Origin of the sequence: Streptomyces sp. NBC_00310 (assembly GCF_036208085.1) — a bacterium.
Lineage (GTDB): Bacteria > Actinomycetota > Actinomycetes > Streptomycetales > Streptomycetaceae > Streptomyces.
Genome location: NZ_CP130714.1, coordinates 5,436,934 through 5,455,202, shown reverse-complemented (window position 1 = coordinate 5,455,202; position 18,269 = coordinate 5,436,934). Strand labels below are relative to the sequence as shown.

Annotated in this window: 13 protein-coding genes and 3 tRNA genes; 8 read left to right on the top strand and 8 right to left on the bottom strand. The window is 72.1% G+C overall.

Features of this window, described 5'->3' with window-relative positions:
* Window positions 1-31: 31 nt before the first annotated feature.
* From OG202_RS23920 to OG202_RS23900, 5 genes are all read left to right on the top strand, one after another.
* Complete coding sequence (locus tag OG202_RS23920) at window positions 32-2,557, top strand: DNA polymerase III subunit gamma and tau (protein WP_327728882.1); 2,526 nt, start codon at window positions 32-34, stop codon at window positions 2,555-2,557.
* A gap of 423 nt (window positions 2,558-2,980) precedes the next feature.
* Window positions 2,981-4,234 carry a phosphoribosylamine--glycine ligase gene (purD, locus tag OG202_RS23915; RefSeq protein WP_326581117.1) on the top strand — a complete coding sequence of 418 codons (1,254 nt, stop codon included), beginning with the start codon at window positions 2,981-2,983 and terminating at the stop codon, window positions 4,232-4,234.
* A 556-nt stretch (window positions 4,235-4,790) separates the two neighbouring features.
* Window positions 4,791-7,022 (top strand): hypothetical protein, encoded by a 2,232-nt coding sequence (locus tag OG202_RS23910; RefSeq protein ID WP_327732186.1) that lies wholly within the window; start codon window positions 4,791-4,793, stop codon window positions 7,020-7,022.
* A 304-nt stretch (window positions 7,023-7,326) separates the two neighbouring features.
* Window positions 7,327-8,835: a N,N-dimethylformamidase beta subunit family domain-containing protein gene (locus tag OG202_RS23905; RefSeq protein WP_327728883.1), complete on the top strand. Its 1,509-nt coding sequence runs from the start codon at window positions 7,327-7,329 to the stop codon at window positions 8,833-8,835.
* Between the two features lie 85 nt (window positions 8,836-8,920).
* On the top strand, window positions 8,921-9,820 hold the full coding sequence (locus OG202_RS23900) for a phosphoribosylaminoimidazolesuccinocarboxamide synthase (RefSeq protein WP_326581120.1): 900 nt from the start codon (window positions 8,921-8,923) through the stop codon (window positions 9,818-9,820).
* Window positions 9,821-9,877: 57 nt separating this feature from the next.
* On the opposite strand, the gene OG202_RS23895 is transcribed toward OG202_RS23900, so the two are convergent.
* The 8 genes from OG202_RS23895 to OG202_RS23860 form a co-directional block, all read right to left on the bottom strand.
* Window positions 9,878-9,950, bottom strand: a tRNA-Gly gene (locus OG202_RS23895).
* Window positions 9,951-9,973: 23 nt separating this feature from the next.
* Window positions 9,974-10,606 carry a response regulator transcription factor gene (locus OG202_RS23890; protein ID WP_326581122.1) on the bottom strand — a complete coding sequence of 211 codons (633 nt, stop codon included), beginning with the start codon at window positions 10,604-10,606 and terminating at the stop codon, window positions 9,974-9,976.
* On the bottom strand, window positions 10,603-11,982 hold the full coding sequence (locus tag OG202_RS23885) for a sensor histidine kinase (protein ID WP_327728884.1): 1,380 nt from the start codon (window positions 11,980-11,982) through the stop codon (window positions 10,603-10,605). Before OG202_RS23885 ends, OG202_RS23890 begins: the two co-directional genes overlap by 4 nt.
* Before the next feature lie 13 nt (window positions 11,983-11,995).
* Window positions 11,996-12,820: an ABC transporter permease gene (locus OG202_RS23880; RefSeq protein ID WP_327728885.1), complete on the bottom strand. Its 825-nt coding sequence runs from the start codon at window positions 12,818-12,820 to the stop codon at window positions 11,996-11,998.
* On the bottom strand, window positions 12,817-13,854 hold the full coding sequence (locus OG202_RS23875; RefSeq protein WP_327728886.1) for an ABC transporter ATP-binding protein: 1,038 nt from the start codon (window positions 13,852-13,854) through the stop codon (window positions 12,817-12,819). Before OG202_RS23875 ends, OG202_RS23880 begins: the two co-directional genes overlap by 4 nt.
* Before the next feature lie 159 nt (window positions 13,855-14,013).
* Window positions 14,014-14,086 (bottom strand) — tRNA-Gly (locus OG202_RS23870).
* A 79-nt stretch (window positions 14,087-14,165) separates the two neighbouring features.
* A tRNA-Gly gene (locus OG202_RS23865) sits at window positions 14,166-14,237 on the bottom strand.
* A 160-nt stretch (window positions 14,238-14,397) separates the two neighbouring features.
* Window positions 14,398-14,715 (bottom strand): histone-like nucleoid-structuring protein Lsr2, encoded by a 318-nt coding sequence (locus tag OG202_RS23860; RefSeq protein WP_045562551.1) that lies wholly within the window; start codon window positions 14,713-14,715, stop codon window positions 14,398-14,400.
* A 341-nt stretch (window positions 14,716-15,056) separates the two neighbouring features.
* Between OG202_RS23860 and purS the strand changes: the two genes are divergently transcribed.
* Genes purS through purL form a run of 3 tightly spaced genes read left to right on the top strand, consistent with a single transcriptional unit; the run spans window position 15,057 to window position 18,252 of the window.
* The gene (purS, locus tag OG202_RS23855) at window positions 15,057-15,320 is read left to right on the top strand and encodes a phosphoribosylformylglycinamidine synthase subunit PurS (RefSeq protein WP_005482678.1); all 264 of its coding nucleotides are present in this window, start codon (window positions 15,057-15,059) and stop codon (window positions 15,318-15,320) included.
* Window positions 15,317-15,997 carry a phosphoribosylformylglycinamidine synthase subunit PurQ gene (gene purQ / locus OG202_RS23850; protein WP_326581132.1) on the top strand — a complete coding sequence of 227 codons (681 nt, stop codon included), beginning with the start codon at window positions 15,317-15,319 and terminating at the stop codon, window positions 15,995-15,997. Before purS ends, purQ begins: the two co-directional genes overlap by 4 nt.
* Window positions 15,994-18,252: a phosphoribosylformylglycinamidine synthase subunit PurL gene (gene purL / locus OG202_RS23845; protein WP_327728887.1), complete on the top strand. Its 2,259-nt coding sequence runs from the start codon at window positions 15,994-15,996 to the stop codon at window positions 18,250-18,252. The genes purQ and purL overlap by 4 nt, the downstream gene beginning before the upstream one ends.
* Window positions 18,253-18,269 lie beyond the last annotated feature (17 nt).

Here is an 18,269-nt window from a genome sequence, read left to right as displayed (position 1 = left end):
GTTGTCAGTGGGCGCCTATAACCTCGTAGGCGTGTCGTCTCTCGCGCTGTACCGCCGCTATCGCCCGGAGTCGTTCGCCGAGGTCATCGGGCAGGAGCATGTCACCGACCCGCTGCAGCAGGCGCTGCGGAACAACCGGGTCAATCACGCGTACCTGTTCAGCGGGCCGCGTGGGTGCGGGAAGACGACCAGTGCGCGGATTCTCGCCCGGTGTCTGAACTGCGAGCAGGGGCCCACGCCGACGCCGTGCGGAGAGTGCCAGTCCTGCCAGGACCTGGCACGGAACGGACCGGGGTCGATCGACGTCATCGAGATCGACGCGGCCTCGCACGGTGGTGTGGACGACGCCCGTGAGCTGCGGGAGAAGGCCTTCTTCGGGCCCGCGGGCAGCCGGTACAAGATCTACATCATCGACGAGGCCCACATGGTCACGTCGGCCGGTTTCAACGCGCTGCTGAAGGTCGTCGAGGAGCCGCCGGAGCACCTCAAGTTCATCTTCGCGACCACCGAGCCCGAGAAGGTCATCGGCACGATCCGGTCGCGTACGCACCACTATCCCTTCCGGCTGGTGCCGCCCGGCACGCTGCGGGAGTACCTCGGCGAGGTCTGCGGCAAGGAGAAGATCCCGGTCGAGGAGGGTGTCCTCCCGCTGGTCGTGCGCGCCGGAGCCGGCTCCGTGCGTGACTCGATGTCCGTCATGGACCAGCTGCTGGCGGGCGCGACGGAGGAGGGCGTGACCTACGCCATGGCCACGTCGCTGCTCGGATACACCGACGGGTCGTTGCTCGACTCGGTCGTCGAGGCCTTCGCCTCGGGGGACGGGGCCGCCGCCTTCGACGTCGTCGACCACGTGATCGAGCGCGGCAACGATCCGCGGCGGTTCGTCGCCGACCTGCTGGAGCGGCTGCGGGATCTGGTGATCCTCGCCGCCGTGCCCGACGCCATCGACAAGGGCCTCATCGACGCCCCCGCCGAGGTCCTGGAGCGGATGCAGGCCCAGGCCGGCGTCTTCGGCGCCGCCGAGCTCAGCCGCGCCGCCGACCTCGTCAACGAAGGCCTCACCGAGATGCGCGGCGCCAACTCGCCCCGCCTCCAGCTCGAACTGATCTGCGCCCGCGTACTCCTCCCCGCGACCTACGGCGACGAACGATCCGTCATGGCCCGCCTGGACCGCCTGGAGCGCGGGATCAACTTCTCCGGCGGCGCCGGACCGGCCATGGGGTACGTGCCCGGGCCCGACGCGCATGGGGGAGCGGCCCCGCCCATGGGCATGGCCCCGCAGGCCCCACAGGTTCCGCACGTTCCGCAGGTTCCGAACGTCGCGCAGGTGCCGCCGGGTGGTGGGCCCGCGGCGGCGCGGGCAGCGGTTCGCGGGCCGGGCTCTGGCTCAGGCGGCGGAGCGACAGGTGCGCCAGGTGGTGGTCCGGGTGCCGGTGGTGCAGGCTCCGCGTCGGCTTCGGGCCCGGGTGCGGATGCGTACGGTGCCGGGGGCGCCGTCGGCGGGCCGGCGGGCCCGGGCGGCGGTGGTCCTGCGGGGGTGCCTCCGGCCGCCCCGCAGGAGGCACCGATCGCCCCGGCCGCCGCGCCCGGTGCTCCGGCCGCGCCGCCCGCCCACCCGGGCGCGAGCTCCACGCCCCCTCCCCACCCCAACGCGCCCGCCGCCGCGCCCGGCGGCTCCGCCCCCGGCTCCTGGCCCACCCCGGCCGCCGCGGGCAGCGGGCGCCGGCCCGGCGGATGGCCGACCGCCGCGCCCACCGGTGGTGGCTCCGCACCCGGGGCCCCGGCCGCGTCCGCCCCCGGCCCGGCCGCGCCCGCCGCCTCGGGCCCGCCCCCGGCGTACGCCCAGCCCGGCCCTCCGGCGCCTGCCCAGGCCCCCGCCGCCTACCACCCCGCCCCCGGCGGACCCGACCCCCGCACGCTCTGGCCGAACATCCTGGAGACGGTGAAGAACCGCCGCCGTTTCACCTGGATCCTGCTCAGCCAGAACGCGCACGTTGCCGGGTTCGACGGCACGACCCTCCAGATCGGCTTCGTCAACGCGGGCGCCCGGGACAACTTCGCGAGCAGCGGCAGCGAGGACGTACTGCGGGCGGCCCTGGCCGAGCAGTTCAACGTCCACTGGAAGATCGAGGCGGTCATCGACACGTCGGGCGGCTCGGCATCACCGGGCGCCCCCGGCGGTTACGGGTCTCCCGCTCCGGCCGCCGGCGGATACGGCGGCGGTGGTGGCGCGGGCGGTGGCGGATACGGCGGTGGTGGCGCGGGCGGTGGCTACGGCGGCTCCCCCGCCCCGGCGTCACGCCCCGCCGGGCCCCAGGACTCGGCTCCGTCATCCCGCCCGGCCTCCCCGGGCCCGGCGGCGTCCCACCAGTCGACCCCGACCGCCCGTCCCGTCGCCCCGGCACCGCCCCCGGCCCCCGAACCCCCGCCCGTCTCCCCCGAGGACGACACCCCCGAGGACGACGACCCCGACCTCGACGAGTCCGCCCTCTCCGGCCACGACCTGATCGTGCGCGAACTCGGGGCGACGGTGGTGGAAGAGATCGTGAACGAGTAGCGAGCACGCGCGCCGCGAGCACGCGCGCCGCGAGCGGGCGAGGAAGAGCGAGCGGGGAGAGGAGCGGGGCGGGAGTGCCGCCGTGAGACTCGCGGCGGGGTCCCGGCTGACGCTGCGGTGCGGTCGGCGCTTCGCCGACATGGGGGGCGCGGAGCCGGGGTTCGCCGACGCCGCGCCCAGTCCCGCTTCGGCTAACTCGTCGCGGGTTGCGGACTGCGCTGCCGCAGGGCCCCGTTCATCCGCCGCTGTCCGCGCTCTTCCGCCCTCAGCCCCCGATCCCCTCCCCAACCTTCCCTTCCCTTCCCCTCCCTTCCCCTCCCTTCCCCTCCCCTCCCTCCTTCGTACGATCCGACAACCCCCCGCCGTCCCACTCTTCGGAAGCCCCCACAAAGCCACCCGCCCCCTCCGGCTAGGCTGGCCCCCGTGAACGTCCTCGTCATTGGTACCGGTGCTCGTGAGCACGCGCTGTGCCGCTCGCTGTCCCTCGACCCCGATGTCACCGCACTCCACTGCGCTCCCGGCAACGCGGGCATCGCGGAGGTGGCCGAGTTGCACTCGGTCGACGCGCTGGACGGCGCCGCCGTGACCGCGCTGGCCACGCGGCTGGAGGCCGACCTCGTGGTCGTGGGGCCGGAGGCCCCGCTGGTCGCGGGTGTCGCCGACGCCGTGCGCGAGGCGGGCATCCCCGTGTTCGGTCCCTCCGGGGAGGCCGCGCAGCTGGAGGGCTCCAAGGCCTTCGCCAAGGAGGTCATGGCCGGGGCCGGCGTGCCCACCGCGCGGTCGTACGTCTGCACCACCGCCGAGGAGATCGACGAGGCCCTGGACGCGTTCGGCGCGCCGTACGTCGTGAAGGACGACGGGCTCGCGGCCGGCAAGGGCGTCGTCGTGACGTCGGACCTCGCCCAGGCCCGCGAGCACGCGCTCGCCTGCGGCCGGGTCGTCATCGAGGAGTTCCTGGACGGCCCCGAGGTCTCCCTCTTCGCGATCACCGACGGTGTGACCGTCGTCCCGCTCCAGCCCGCGCAGGACTTCAAGCGCGCGCTGGACGGCGACGAGGGCCCCAACACCGGCGGCATGGGCGCGTACTCGCCGCTCCCCTGGGCCGACCCGAAGCTGGTCGACGAGGTCCTGGAGACCGTGCTGCAGCCGACGGTCGACGAGATGCGGCGCCGCGGCACCCCGTTCTCCGGCCTGCTCTACGCGGGCCTGGCGATCACCAGCCGCGGCGTACGGGTGATCGAGTTCAACGCCCGGTTCGGTGACCCGGAGACCCAGGTCGTCCTCGCCCGCCTCAGGACGCCGCTGGCCGGTGTCCTGCTCGCCGCCGCCAACGGCACCCTCGGCGACCTCGAACCCCTCCGTTGGAGCGGCGACGCGGCCGTCACCGTGGTCGTGGCCTCGCACAACTACCCCGGCACGCCGCGCACCGGCGACCCCATCACCGGCCTCGACGAGGTCGCCGCGGTGGACGCCCCGCACGCGTACGTCCTGCACGCCGGCACCAAGCGCGCCGGCGACGAGATCGTCAGCGCCGGCGGCCGCGTCCTCTCCGTCACGGCCAGCGGCAAGGACCTCACCCAGGCCCGCGACCGTGCCTACACCGCCGTCGCCCGCATCGGCCTCGACGGTTCCCAGCACCGTGCGGACATCGCGGCGAAGGCGGCAGCCGAGGCGTGACCGACTGACGGCCGGTCGCCCGAGGGCCACACGGTCGTCCGGCAGGGGTGGGGTGGGGTGCGCTCGACGGACCCGGCGGACCATTTCAGTCCGGCCGCGCGACCGTGACCTCCCACCCCCCTCCAGGCCCCTCCAGGCCCCTCCCACAACCCTCCACTCCCTTTCGTACGCGTCGCCCTTTCCGTACGCATCCACACGTAAAGGGGTACGAACCCCAGGCCCCGGAAGCCCTCGGAGACTCCCCCAGGAACCCCTGGAAAAGCCGTCGGAATCCGGGGCCCAATCCGTGCCCAGCGTCATTCACCTCTCCCCAAAGCCATTCGATCGAGTGAGCGATGGCCCATCCGGCTGACGGCGGCCGGGGCCCCAACTAGGGTGCGGCGCAAGTGTTCCGGCACTTGGCCCACCGGCATTGCGATGTCAGTGGTGGGTGCCACAGTGGGGGAGTGAGCAACGTCAGGGCATGCGGCGGCGACCACTTCGACGAGCAGTCGTCGCAGTCGTCGCGCCGTGCGCCGCACGGGACAGCAGGGGGTGACGTCGGGTCGTGACCGGTATGGCAGGTGGTGAGGAGGCGGGCGCGCAGGCCGCGCGCTCCCGGGCCCTCGCTGTGCTGCGTGTCCGCAGCAGGGCGCTGGCCGTGGCATTGCTGCCCGCGGCCGTCGCCGTCGTCCTGCTCGTCGGCGGGTCGACCGGTCATCTGACCGGCCGGGGCTGGTCGACGGCAGGCTGGGTCGTGTCCGGCCTCGCCGCCGTCGTGCTGCTCGCCACCGCCGGCATCGCGCTCGTCGTGGCCCGCGCCCGGCCCGCCATGAGCCCCACGGTCTCGATCACCGAGGAGGCCGCCCCCGATCTCTACCGCCTGGTCCGGGATCTGGCCGACCGCCTCGACGTCCCGCCCCCCTCCGCGATAGCGCTCACCCCGGACTGCGACAGCTGGCTGGAGGACCGCACCCACCCGTCCCACACCACACCCGCCAAGCAGTCCTCGACCACCGGGGCCGACGCGGCCGACAGCGGTACCGGCCTCGCCGACGGCGAACGGTCCGACGAGAGGGCGAGCGCCCACGGCTCTTCGCCGGACCCGCGATCCGGTCCGCGATCCGGATTGCAGTCCGGTCCGCAATCCGGTCTGGAGTCCGGACTCTCCTCCCCCCGGCGGCACCGTGCGCCCACCGCCCCGGTGCTCGTCATCGGCTCGCCGTTCCTGTGGTGGATGCGGGTCGGTGAGCTACGAGCGGTGCTGGCACCGGTCGTCGCGGGTACGGGACCGTCGGCGCACCCGGACATAGCCGCGGCCCGCCGTTTCGTCCGTGGGCTGGACGCCGCCGTGGCCGTCACCTCGTCGCCGACGCGCGGCCCGCTCTTCCGTACGGTGCTGGGCGGTGTCGGCTGGGTGACCCGGCTGCTCCTGCGCGGCTGCCGGGGGCACGCGGCCGAGATGGAGCGCGGGGTCGCCGCCGCGGCGGCCGAGCGTGCACAGGCTGTGGACTACGGTCTGCGGATCGTCGCCCAGGAGCAGGTCGGCCTGGCCTACGCGGGCTGGGACCGCCTTCTCACCCGGGTCGCGCTGCCCGCCTGGCGGATGGGCCGCTGGCCGTCCCGCCTGGACGCGGGTGTCGTCGCCGCGCTCACGGAGCTGTCCCGCCGCGACCGTCTGGCCGAGGGCTTCGCCTCCCGGCTCGGCGAGCGCCCCGCCTGCGACCTCCTCGAAGAGCCCGGCACGGTCGACGAGGCCGCGTCGCTTCTCGCCGCCCGCCTCTTCCACGGCGGCCCCGCCGAGTCCGGCCCCGACTGGTCACCGGTCGACTGGCACGAGTACCCGGACGAGGTCGTCGACCGCAAGTGGCGCACCGACGCCGCCCGCCTCCACCGCGTCCTCGACACCCTGGGCGTCCACCACACGACGACCGACCCGAGCCGCGACCCCACCGGCCCCACCCTCGCCCGAGTGCTGAACCACCTGGCACACGCACCCACAGCCCGGACCCACGCCCCCGAAGGGCACGAGCGGCACTCGGGTGTCGCCGCCGACCATGAGCCGCGCCCCGGAGCCGTCGGCGGGCGCGAGCCGTTCCCCGAGGCCGCGGACGGGCACCGGCCGGATGCCGACGCGACCACGCACGAGCCGCGCCCCGGAGCCGTCGGCGGGCGCGAGCCGTTCCCCGAGGCCGTCGACGGGCACCGGCCGGATGCCGACGCGACCACACACGAGCCGCACCCCGGGGGCACCACCGGGCCGCTCTCCGAAGCCCCCGCCGCCCCCGCGGCCCCGCAGGACCGCGAGCACGCGCACAACCCCGCCCAGGAACCGGACCGGCAGCACATATCCCGTCCTGACGACGCCGATGACGACGACGAACCCGGTCTCGTGAACGCCCAGTCCGCCGATCTCGCCGCCGCTCTGACCGCCGAGCTGGCGCGGGAGGAGGCGGCGGCCCCGGCCGCCGTGGCCGGCGCGGGCGGCGGAGCCGAGGCGCAGGGACCGGACCTGGCGCTGTGGGACGACGGGCTGTTGCCGCTGTTCCCGATGCAGCCGCCCCGGACGGGCCGTGAGCTGCTGACCGAGCACGTCACCGCGATGGTCTGCTGCGCGGCGATGGACACGGCGGGCGCCGCCCCGGGCCTGGACTGGCTGGACGGCCCCTCCCTGCTCGTCGACGGCGAACGGACGGCCGACCTCGCCCCCCGGGTCCTGACCCTCGTGGAGGACGGCGACCCCGTCCCTCTCCGGGACTGGCTCCGCCGCCTCGGCGTCCGCCCGGAGAAGCCCGTCCGCCTGGTCTGAGCGCGACCGACCACCACCACGCCCCGCGCCGCCCCGCCTCGCCGGGCCGACCGTGCCCCCGGCCCCGAACCAGCCCACGACCAGCCTCCGACCAGCCACAACAACCCGCACCCACCGCCGACCATCCACAACCGGACCCCGGCTCACTCCCGCTCTCCCAACTCCCCATCCGGAGCTCACCGTTCCACTCTCGCCCATTCGCAACGAACGGTGACGGAGTGCGTGCGTAATGTGATGTGCTGGGACCGATCGCGTACGTAGCAAGGGCTTGCGACAGCTCACGGGGACGAGGGAGGGACCACTCATGAGCCCGGAGCACCACATCCGCCGTTGGGAGTCGGGCGCACTCGCCCACGCCGTGACGGACCCCTTCGGCCAGGGCCCCGTCCCCTGGCTGCGGGGCAATGTGACGTACTTCGACGACACCGGCCACGTGGTCCCCTGGTACGTGGAGCCGGGCCCGCCCGAGTCCGACGCCGCGGCCAAAGGCACCCACGCCCGCGTCCCCGCCCCCCGCACCCCGGCGGGCCCCCGCTCCGCCGACGACGTGCGCCGGCAGATCAAAGGGTTCACGGCGACCGGTGCCGCCGCGCCCGGCCAGTCCATCGACTTCCACATCACCGTGGACCCGCCGCAGGAATTCGGCGTCGACGTCTACCGCATCGGGCACTACAGCGGCGACGGGGCGGCGAAGATCACCACCAGCCCCCGGCTCTCCGGCATCGTCCAGCCCCCGCCCCTCACCGCCGACCGCACGGTCTCCTGCCATCACTGGTGGCTCTCCTGGCGGCTGCAGATCCCGAGCTACTGGAACACCGGCGCGTATGTCGCGGTCCTGACCACCGCCGACGGCTACCGCTCCCACGTGCCGTTCACCATCCGCGACGACCGCCCGGCCGACCTGCTGCTCCTGCTCCCGGACATCACCTGGCAGGCGTACAACCTGTATCCGGAGGACGGCCGCACCGGCGCCAGCCTCTACCACGCCTGGGACGAGGACGGCCGGCTGCTCGGCGAGTCCGACGCCGCGACGACCGTCTCCTTCGACCGTCCGTACGCCGGCGCCGGCCTCCCCCTGCATGTGGGTCACGCCTACGACTTCATCCGCTGGGCCGAGCGCTACGGCTACGACCTCGCCTACGCCGACGCCCGCGACCTGCACTCCGGCCGTGTCGACCCGTCCCGCTACCGGGGGCTGGTCTTCCCGGGCCACGACGAGTACTGGTCACCGCAGATGCGCCGCACCGCCGAGCTCGCCCGCGACAGCGGCACCTCGCTGGTCTTCCTCTCCTCCAACACCATGTACTGGCAGGTGGAGCTGAGCCCGTCCCCGTCCGGGGTCCCCGACCGCCTCCTCACCTGCCGAAAACGCCGGGGCCCCGGTAAATCCGCACTGTGGCGCGAAATCGACCGCCCCGAGCAGCAGTTGATGGGCATCCAGTACGAGGGCCGGGTCCCCGACCCCCACCCCCTGGTCGTGCGCAACGCCGACCACTGGCTCTGGGACGCGACCGGCGCCCACGAGAACGACGAGCTGGAGGGCATGGTCGCCGGCGAGGCCGACCGCTACTTCCCCCGCACCCCGCTCCCCGAGCACCAGGGCCGCATACTCCTGGCCCACTCCCCGTACCGGGACGCCCACGACACCGTCCGCCATCAGGAGACGTCGCTGTACCGCGCCCCGTCCGGTGCCTGGGTCTTCGCATCCGGGACGTTCGCCTGGTCCCCGGCCCTGGACCGTCCGGGCCACGTCGACACCCGCGTCCAGCGAGCCACCGCAAACCTTCTGGACCGCATCTGCAAACGCGACTGAGCCCAGTCGGCACGACCCCTGGCCAAGATCGGTTGCCCGCATACGGGAGAATCGAGCCACTTGGACATCACCACGGGGAGGAACCGTGTCCGGATTCGTAGAAAAGCCCGAGCCGATCCAGATTCCGGGCCTGGTACATCTGCACACCGGCAAGGTGCGCGAGCTGTACCAGAACGAGGCGGGCGACCTCGTGATGGTCGCCAGCGACCGAACGTCCGCGTTCGACTGGGTGCTGCCGACGGAGATCCCCGACAAGGGGCGCGTCCTCACGCAGCTGTCCCTCTGGTGGTTCGACCAGCTCGCCGACCTGGTCCCGAACCACGTCCTGAGCACGGAGCTCCCGCCGGGCGCCCCCGCCGACTGGGCGGGCCGCACCCTCGTCTGCAAGTCGCTCACGATGGTCCCGGTGGAGGCCGTGGCCCGCGGTTACCTCACCGGCTCGGGCCTGCTGGAGTACAACGACTCCCGTACGGTCTGCGGTCTCGCTCTCCCGGAGGGCCTGGTCGACGGCTCGGAGCTGCCGGCGCCGATCTTCACCCCGGCCACCAAGGCCGCCGTCGGCGAGCACGACGAGAACGTGTCGTACGAGGAGGTCGCCCGCCAGGTCGGCGCGGAGACCGCAGCCCAGCTGCGCCAGACGACCCTCGCGGTGTACGGCCGTGCCCGGGACATCGCCCGGGACCGGGGCATCATCCTGGCCGACACCAAGTTCGAGTTCGGCTACGAGGGCGACACCCTCGTTCTCGCCGACGAGGTTCTCACCCCGGACTCCTCCCGCTTCTGGCCGGCCGACCGGTGGGAGCCGGGCCAGGCCCAGCCGTCCTTCGACAAGCAGTTCGTCCGCGACTGGCTGACCTCACCGGCCTCCGGCTGGGACCGCAAGAGCGAGCAGCCCCCGCCGCCGCTGCCCGAGGAGATCGTCGCCGCGACCCGGGCCAAGTACGTGGAGGCGTACGAGCGCCTGACGGGCATCAGCTGGAGCTAGTGAAACGAGGAAGGCCCCGGTCCAGTGGACCGGGGCCTTCTTTCGATCTATCTCACGAGCGGACGACCAGGTTCGAACTGGCGACCTCAACCTTGGCAAGGTTGCGCTCTACCAACTGAGCTACGTCCGCGTTGCGCCGTGGCGCGAGGCCCACTATACCCAACCTCGCTCCCGTGCGAGACGCACCGCCGCGTGCCGGTTCTCCACCCCGAGCTTGGACACGGCCGACGACAGATAGTTCCGGACGGTCCCCTGGGACAGCGCCGCCCGCTCGGCGATCTCCGCGACGGGCGCCCCGTGGGCGGCCAATTCGAGCACCTCGGCCTCCCGCGCGGTCAGCGGCGAGTCCCCGGACGAGATCGCGTCGGCCGCCAACTCCGGGTCCACATAACGGTTCCCCGCGTGCACGGTCCGGATGATCTCCGCGAGCCGTTGCGCGCTGACGGTCTTGGGGACGAACCCGCGCACACCGGCCTCAAGCGCCCGCTTCAGATGCCCCGGCCGCCCATGACCGGTCACGATCAGCACCCGGCAGCCGGGCAGGTCGGCGCGCAGGGATGTGGCGACCCTCACACCGTCCGCCCCCGGCATCTGCAGATCCAGCACCGCCACATCCGGCTCGTGGGCCCGCGCCATCGCCAGCGCCTCCGGCCCGGTCGCCGCCTCCGCGACCACCACCAGGTCGTCCTCCAGCGCCAGCAACGCGGCCAGTGCCCCCCTGATCAGATGCTCGTCGTCCGCGAGCAGCAGCCGCACGGGCCGCCCCGCCTCCGGTACGCCGGTCATGACGCGCTCTCCCGTACGACAGCCGGGCCGGCCGCCGCGGCGCTCCTCGAAGCCGAGCCCGAGGCCGCCCCGGAGGCCGCTTCCGACCCCGCCGACCCCGCCGCCCCCGTCGCCCTCGACGTCCTCGGCGAGCCCGTCGACCCGAGCGGCACCCTGGCCACCACCCGGAACGCCTCCGCGCCCACCGGCCCCGCCTCCAGCGTCCCGTCCACCACCGCCAGCCGCTCCCGCAGCCCGGCGAGCCCGGACCCGGCGCCGACAGACCGCCGGGCGCTCTCGTCCCCCACCGGCTCCTCACCCTCTCCGACGGCCCGTATCCCGTCGTTCTCCACGGTCAGCACCACCTGCCCCTCCATCACCTTCAACCCCACCGCGCACTGCACGGCGTTGCCGTGCCGCAGCACGTTCGTCGTCGTTTCGCGCACCACCCAGGCGAGCGCGGACTGCACCTCGCCGGGCAGCCCGGCGGCGACCGCCCCGTCGACCGAGCAGTCGATGCCGGCCGCAGCCAGCACGCCCTGCGCACCGGCGAGTTCGACCCCGAGGTCGGCCTCCCGGTAGCCCCGGACGACCTCCCGCACCTCGCGCTGCGACTCCTGCGCGATCCGCTGGACCTCGATCATCTGCTCGACGGCCTCGGGCCGTTCCCGGCGGGCCAGCTGGACGGCCAGCTCGCTCTTCAGGGCGATGACCGCGAGGTTGCGGCCTATCACGTCGTGCAGGTCCCGCCCGAAGCGGAGCCGTTCCTCGGCGACGGCGAGCCGGGCACGGGTCTCGCGGGCGTCGTCGAGTTCGTAGACGGCTCTGAGGAGCCAGACGGAGAAGACGGAGGTGAAGGCGAAGAACGAGGTGCCGAACAGCACCGCGATCGACGTGCCCAACGCGGCGGTCCAGGAGGCTCCCACCGCGAGGACCAGCACTCCGGAGCCGCCCGCGAAACCCGCTATCAGGTACAGCACACGCCGCCGCTTGTGGATGCCGAGCGTGATCATGCCGAGGCCGAAGACCAGCACCCCGCCGAACATCCCGCCCAGCGCGGTGGCGGTGTCCTCACCGTGCCCGGCGTCGGCGAGCGCGAACGCGGCGATGCCGAGCACCACGGTGGCCACCCCGAGCGACCACATGAGCCGCAGCGGCTGCTCGCGGGTGCCCCGCACCCAGTCGAGCGCCCGGGACCCGGTCACCGAGGCGAGCACCGCGTGCCCGCACAGCAGCGTGAACAGCCAGCCCGCGTGGACCATCGGCACGTTGCCGAAGAGCGGCAGTCCGAACGCGGCGACCTCGATCACCGGGAACGAGTGGAACGACCACCGCGTGTACGTCTCCACCTTGGCGGGTGTGCTCTTGCCCCGCCACCACGCCCCCGGCCCCCGCATGCCCCAACTCCCCTCATCGGCGCGGTTCCCAGCGGAACCACCGCCGTACAGCAAACACCGCGAGCACGGTCCAGGCCAGCGCGGTGGCGAGGGCACCCAGGGCGTCGTACGCGGACAGGTCGCCGGTCCAGCCGCCGCGCACCAGTGCGATGACGGGGCTGAGCGGCAGCAGTTCGCAGACGGACGCCAGGCGCTGGGGGAGCACTTCGAGCGGCACGGTGATGCCCGACCCGAGCAGCGAAACGAACATCAGCGGCAGGCTGGTGACCTGCGCGCTCTCGGCGGTACGGCTGAAGCTCGCGGTGACCGCCGCCAGCGCCACGCACAGGACGATGCCCAGCAGCACCCCCAGCACGGCCAGGTGGGGTGCGGGCGGCGCCCCGAGGTCGAGCAGGACCGTGCAGCCGATCGCGAGGAGCACGCACTGTCCGAGCGCGATGCCCGCGGCGGGCAGCGCGGCGCCGACCAGGATCTCCGGGTCGCGCAGCTCACCGGTCCGCAGCCGCTTCAGGACGAGTTCCTCGCGGCGTACGACATAGATGTTGGTGAGGGCGGTGTAGACCGCGAAGAGCAGCGAGAAGCCGATGGCGGCGGGGAGCATGACCGTCCCGACGCTCAGCCCGGCCTTCCCCAGGTCCATCTGGTCCGTCGCCGACCGCACACTGAGCGGCAGCAGCAACGGCACGAACAAGGCCGTGAACAGGGTGGCCCGGCTCCGCCCCAGCAGCGTCAGCTCGGCGCGGGCGAGCGCGGTCATCCGGCTCCTGAGGGTCGTCGTCCCGGCCGTGACGACGGGCGCCGCGCCCGCCCCCGTCGCCGTACCCGTGGTCGTGCTCATGCCGCCACCCCGTCCTTGCGTGATCCCGTGCCCGAGCGCGATTCCGTGGCCGTACGGGATTCCGTGGCCGCACGCGATGCCTCCGCGGACTCCCGGGCGATCCGCAGGAACGCCTCCTCCAGCGAGGCGGACCGCACCTCCAGCCGTCGCAGCTCGACCCGCGCCCGCTCGGCCCACAGCAGCAGCCCGGTGGCCGCCCGCTGGAGTTCGTTCGTGCGCAGCACCACCACGCGGTCGTTCTCCTCGTGCCCGGTGACGCCCAGTTCGCCGAGCGGCGGCAGGTCGCCGAGGAAGTACCCGGCGGGCAGTTCGAAGGAGATGCGGGACGGCTGGGAGGCGGTCACCTCGGCCGGGGTGCCGGTCGCGGCCACGGCGCCCTCGTGGAGGATGGCGAGCCGGTCGGCCAGGTCCTCCGCCTCCTCCAGGTAGTGCGTGGTGAGCAGCACGGTCGTACCCCCGTCGCGCAACTCCCGTACCAGCTCCCACGTGTCCTGGCGGCCCTCCGCGTCGAGGCCCGTCGTCGGCTCGTCCAGGAAGAGGACCTCGGGGCGCCCGAGGAGCGCGAGCGCCAGGTCGAGGCGCCGCTTCTCACCCCCGGACAGTTGCTTGACCCGTACGTCGGCCCGCCGACCGAGTCCGACGATCTCCAACGCCTCGGCCACGGGCCGCGCCCCGCTGGTGCAGCCGGCCCACATCCGTACCGTCTCCGCGACGGTCAGCTCGGAGGGGAAGCCGCCCTCCTGCAGCATCACGCCGATCCGGGGGCGTACGGCCGCGCGCTCCTGGTAGGGGTCGTGCCCGAGGACCCGCACCCTGCCCCCGGACGGCGGCGCGAGTCCCTCCAGCAGTTCGACCGTCGAGGTCTTGCCCGCTCCGTTGGTGCCCAGAAGCGCGAAAAGTTCTCCCCGGCCGACGGAGAAACTGATTCCCCGCACGGCCTCGAAACCGCCCCCGTACACGCGCCGCAGGTCGGTGACCTCGATCACGTTCTCGTGATCGTGAGGGCTCACGCCGTCGTGCCCGCTCGTTTTCATGCCTTCAGCGTCCCGTCGGTTCGGGCCGTGAGGCAGTGCGCGGTGTCATCACTCGGCATGACAAATGTCAGACGCGCGATACGTCGGAGGGAACACGCGCAGGGAACACGAAGAAGGCCCCGGTCCAGTGGACCGGGGCCTTCTTCGATCTATCTCACGAGCGGACGACCAGGTTCGAACTGGCGACCTCAACCTTGGCAAGGTTGCGCTCTACCAACTGAGCTACGTCCGCATTGCCTCCGACCGGCTCCCACCGATCGGCGCGAGGACTACTTTACCTGATCCACAACAGTGGTCGGTAAGCGATCCAGAGCGGGTGACAGGAATTGCACACTGCGCCTTCCCCCTGGAAGGGGGATGTTCTGCTACTGAACTACACCCGCGTGACTCCGGTGAGCCGGGCCTTTCGGCCTTGCCCCTCGGCGTGCTCCAGACTCTAGCCGATCTGCCGGGGGGCAACGCAAGTCGGTTGTCCCCGGGGTCCAAGTCGGCCGTCCCCGGGGCCCGCTGACGAACCCTGAGGACCGGCCGACCGGAGCGCGTCTACTGCGCCTCGGCGAACGCCTCGTAGACCCTCTTGGGGATCCGGCCGCGCGCGGGAACCTCCAGCTTGTTGGCCTGGGCCCAGGCCCGGACGGCCGCCGGGTCCGGAGCGACCTGGGTCTGCTTGTACGCCTTGCCCGACCTCGACCGCTTGCGGCCGGCGTCCACGTAGGGCGCGAGCGCCTTACGCAGTTTCTTGGCATTGGCTTCGTTCAGGTCGATCTCGTACGACTTGCCGTCGAGTCCGAAGGCGATCGTTTCCGCCGCTTCCGAGCCGTCGATGTCGTCGGAGAGAGTGACCACGACACGCTGCGCCACGAATATCGGTCCCTTCGTGCGACATCTCTCCGTTGACGTGCCCTGACGTCAGGAGGATGTCGGCTGTCCGGCTGTTATTTGGGCAAAGTATCGGCTATTGCCAATTCATTTGTACAGTGCCCGGCATTGCAATGTGAAGACAGACTTAATCCGCCCGCGTGTCCCTCGCGCAATAGGGATCCGGGATCTTTCCCGGAAGTTTTCGTGAGGGTGATCGCCCGATACCGGATCGTGACCGCCGTCACCCGGAATCCCTGTAGTTTCCTACAAATCTACCCGCGTAGAAATTTTGTACGGGTAGTCTGAAGGAACCTGCTCAGCACCACACACCGGGAGTGCCAGTGGCACGCGTCGTAGTCGACGTCATGCTCAAGCCGGAGATCCTCGACCCCCAGGGCCAGGCGGTGCAGCGCGCGCTGCCGCGCCTCGGTTTCGAGGGCGTCTCCGACGTACGTCAGGGAAAGCGATTCGAACTGGAAGTTGACGGACCGGTGGACGACGCCGCGCTCGCCCGCATCCACGAACTGGCGGAATCCTTCCTCGCCAACACCGTGATCGAGGACTTCACCGTCAAGGTCGAGGAAGTCGCGGAGGCGGGAAAGTGACCGCTCGTATTGGCGTCGTCACCTTTCCCGGCAGCCTCGACGACCGGGACACGCAGCGTGCGATCAGGCTCGCCGGTGCCGAACCCGTCGCTCTCTGGCACAAGGACAAGGACCTCCACCAGGTCGACGCCGTGGTGCTGTGCGGTGGTTTTTCCTACGGTGACTATCTGCGCGCGGGAGCCATCGCGCGCTTCTCGCCGGTGATGGAGACGGTCATCGAGCAGGCGAAGGCCGGACTGCCGGTCCTCGGCATCTGCAACGGCTTCCAGATCCTCACCGAGGCCCACCTCCTCCCGGGCGGGATGCTCGGCAACGACCATCTGCACTTCATCTGCCGCGACCAGAAGCTGCGGGTGGAGAACGCGGAGACCGCCTGGACGACCGACTACACGGCCGGCCAGGAGATCCACATCCCGCTGAAGAACATGGACGGCCGCTACGTGGCCGACCAGTACACGCTGGACAAGCTGGAGGCCGAGGGCCGGGTCGCGTTCCGCTACCTGGACTTCAACCCCAACGGCTCGCTCAACGACATCGCCGGCATCTCCAACGAGGCCGGGAACGTCGTGGGCCTCATGCCGCACCCGGAGCACGCCGTGGAGCCGCTGATCGGCACCGGCCGCACCGACGGCCTCCCCTTCTTCACCTCGATCCTCAAGAAGCTGGTCAACGCATGAGCCGGACGCCTCTGGACACGGTCGAGCACGCGGCCGCGACCCCCGACGTCGAGCTGCCCTGGGCCGAACTGGGCCTGAAGAAGGACGAGTACGAGCGGGTCGTCGAGATCCTCGGCCGCCGGCCCACCGGTGCCGAGCTCGCCATGTACTCCGTCATGTGGTCCGAGCACTGCTCGTACAAGTCCTCGAAGGTCCACCTCCGCCAGTTCGGCGAGAAGGCGCCCCAGTCGGACGCCCTGCTCGTCGGCATCGGTGAGAACGCGGGCGTGGTCGACGTCGGCCAGGGCTACGCGGTCACCTTCAAGGTCGAGTCGCACAACCACCCCTCCTACGTCGAGCCCTACCAGGGCGCGGCCACGGGTGTCGGCGGCATCGTCCGCGACATCATCGCGATGGGCGCCCGCCCGGTCGCGGTCGTGGACCCCCTGCGGTTCGGCGCGGCCGACCACCCCGACACCAAGCGCGTCCTGCCGGGCGTCGTCGCCGGCATCGGCGGCTACGGCAACTGCCTGGGCCTGCCGAACATCGGCGGCGAGGTCGTCTTCGACGCCTGCTACCAGGGCAACCCGCTGGTCAACGCCGGTGCCATCGGTGTCATGCGGCACGAGGACATCCACCTCGCCAAGGCCTCCGGCGCCGGCAACAAGGTCATCCTCTACGGGGCCCGCACGGGCGGCGACGGCATCGGCGGCGCCTCGATCCTGGCGAGCGAGACCTTCGACGACGCCAAGCCGTCGAAGCGCCCCGCCGTCCAGGTCGGCGACCCCTTCCAGGAGAAGCTCCTCATCGAGTGCACCCTGGAGGCGTTCAAGGAGAAGCTGGTCGTCGGCATCCAGGACCTCGGCGCGGCCGGTCTCTCCTGCGCCACGTCCGAGCTGGCCTCCAACGGCTCCGGCGGCATGCGCGTGACGCTGGACGACGTACCGCTGCGCGACTCGACCCTCTCGCCCGAGGAAATCCTCATGAGCGAGTCGCAGGAACGCATGTGCGCGGTCGTGGAGCCGGAGAAGGTCGACCGGTTCCTGGAGATCTGCGACAAGTGGGATGTCATCGCCACGGTGATCGGTGAGGTCACGGACGGCGACCGTCTCGAAATCTTCTGGCACGGCGGCAAGATCGTCGACGTCGACCCGCGCACGGTCGCGCACGACGGCCCGGTCTACGAGCGCCCGTACGCCCGCCCCGAGTGGCAGGACGCGCTCCAGGCGGACGACGCGAACAAGCTGCCGCGCCCGGCGACCAGCGAGGAACTGCGTGAGCAGGTTCTGAAGCTGGTGGCCTCCCCGAACCAGGCCTCCAAGTCCTGGATCACCAGCCAGTACGACCACTTCGTGCAGGGCAACACGGTGCTCGCCCAGCCCGAGGACTCCGGCATGATCCGCGTCGACGAGGAGAGCGGCCTCGGCGTCGCCATCGCGACGGACGGCAACGGCCGGTACGCCAAGCTGGACCCGTACCACGGCGCCCAGCTGGCCCTGGCGGAGGCGTACCGCAACGTCGCCACCACCGGTGCCAAGCCCCTCGCCGTCTCCGACTGCCTGAACTTCGGCTCGCCGGAGGACCCGGCGGTCATGTGGCAGTTCGCGGAGGCCGTACGCGGTCTCGCGGACGCCTGCCTGCAGTTGGGCACCCCGGTGACCGGCGGCAACGTCTCCCTCTACAACCAGACGGGCGAGGTGGCCATCCACCCCACCCCGGTCGTCGCGGTCCTGGGCGTCATCGACGACGTCGCCCGCCGCACACCCGTCGCCTTCCAGGAAGAGGGCCAGCTCCTCTACCTCCTCGGTGACACCCGTGAGGAGTTCGGCGGCTCGGCCTGGTCCCAGGTCGTCCACGACCACCTCGGCGGTCTGCCCCCGCAGGTCGACCTGGAGCGTGAGCGCCTGCTGGCCGAGATCCTGATCTCCGCCTCCCGCGACGGCATGATCGACTCCGCGCACGACCTCTCCGACGGCGGCCTGGTCCAGGCGGTCGTGGAGTCGGCCCTGCTCGGCGGCAAGGGCGCGCGCCTGATCGTCCCGGACGGCCTGGACGCCTTCACCTTCCTCCTCTCGGAGTCGGCCGGCCGCGCCGTCGTGGCCGTCCCCCGCTCCGAGGAGGTCCGCTTCAACGACATGTGCGGCGCGCGGGGCCTGCCCGTGACCCGTATCGGTGTCGTCGACGGCGACTCCGTGGAGATCCAGGGCGAGTTCACCCTCCCCCTGGAAGAGCTGCGCACGGCCCACGAGGGCACGATCCCGGCGCTGCTGGCGTAGTCCCGCGTACGACGGCG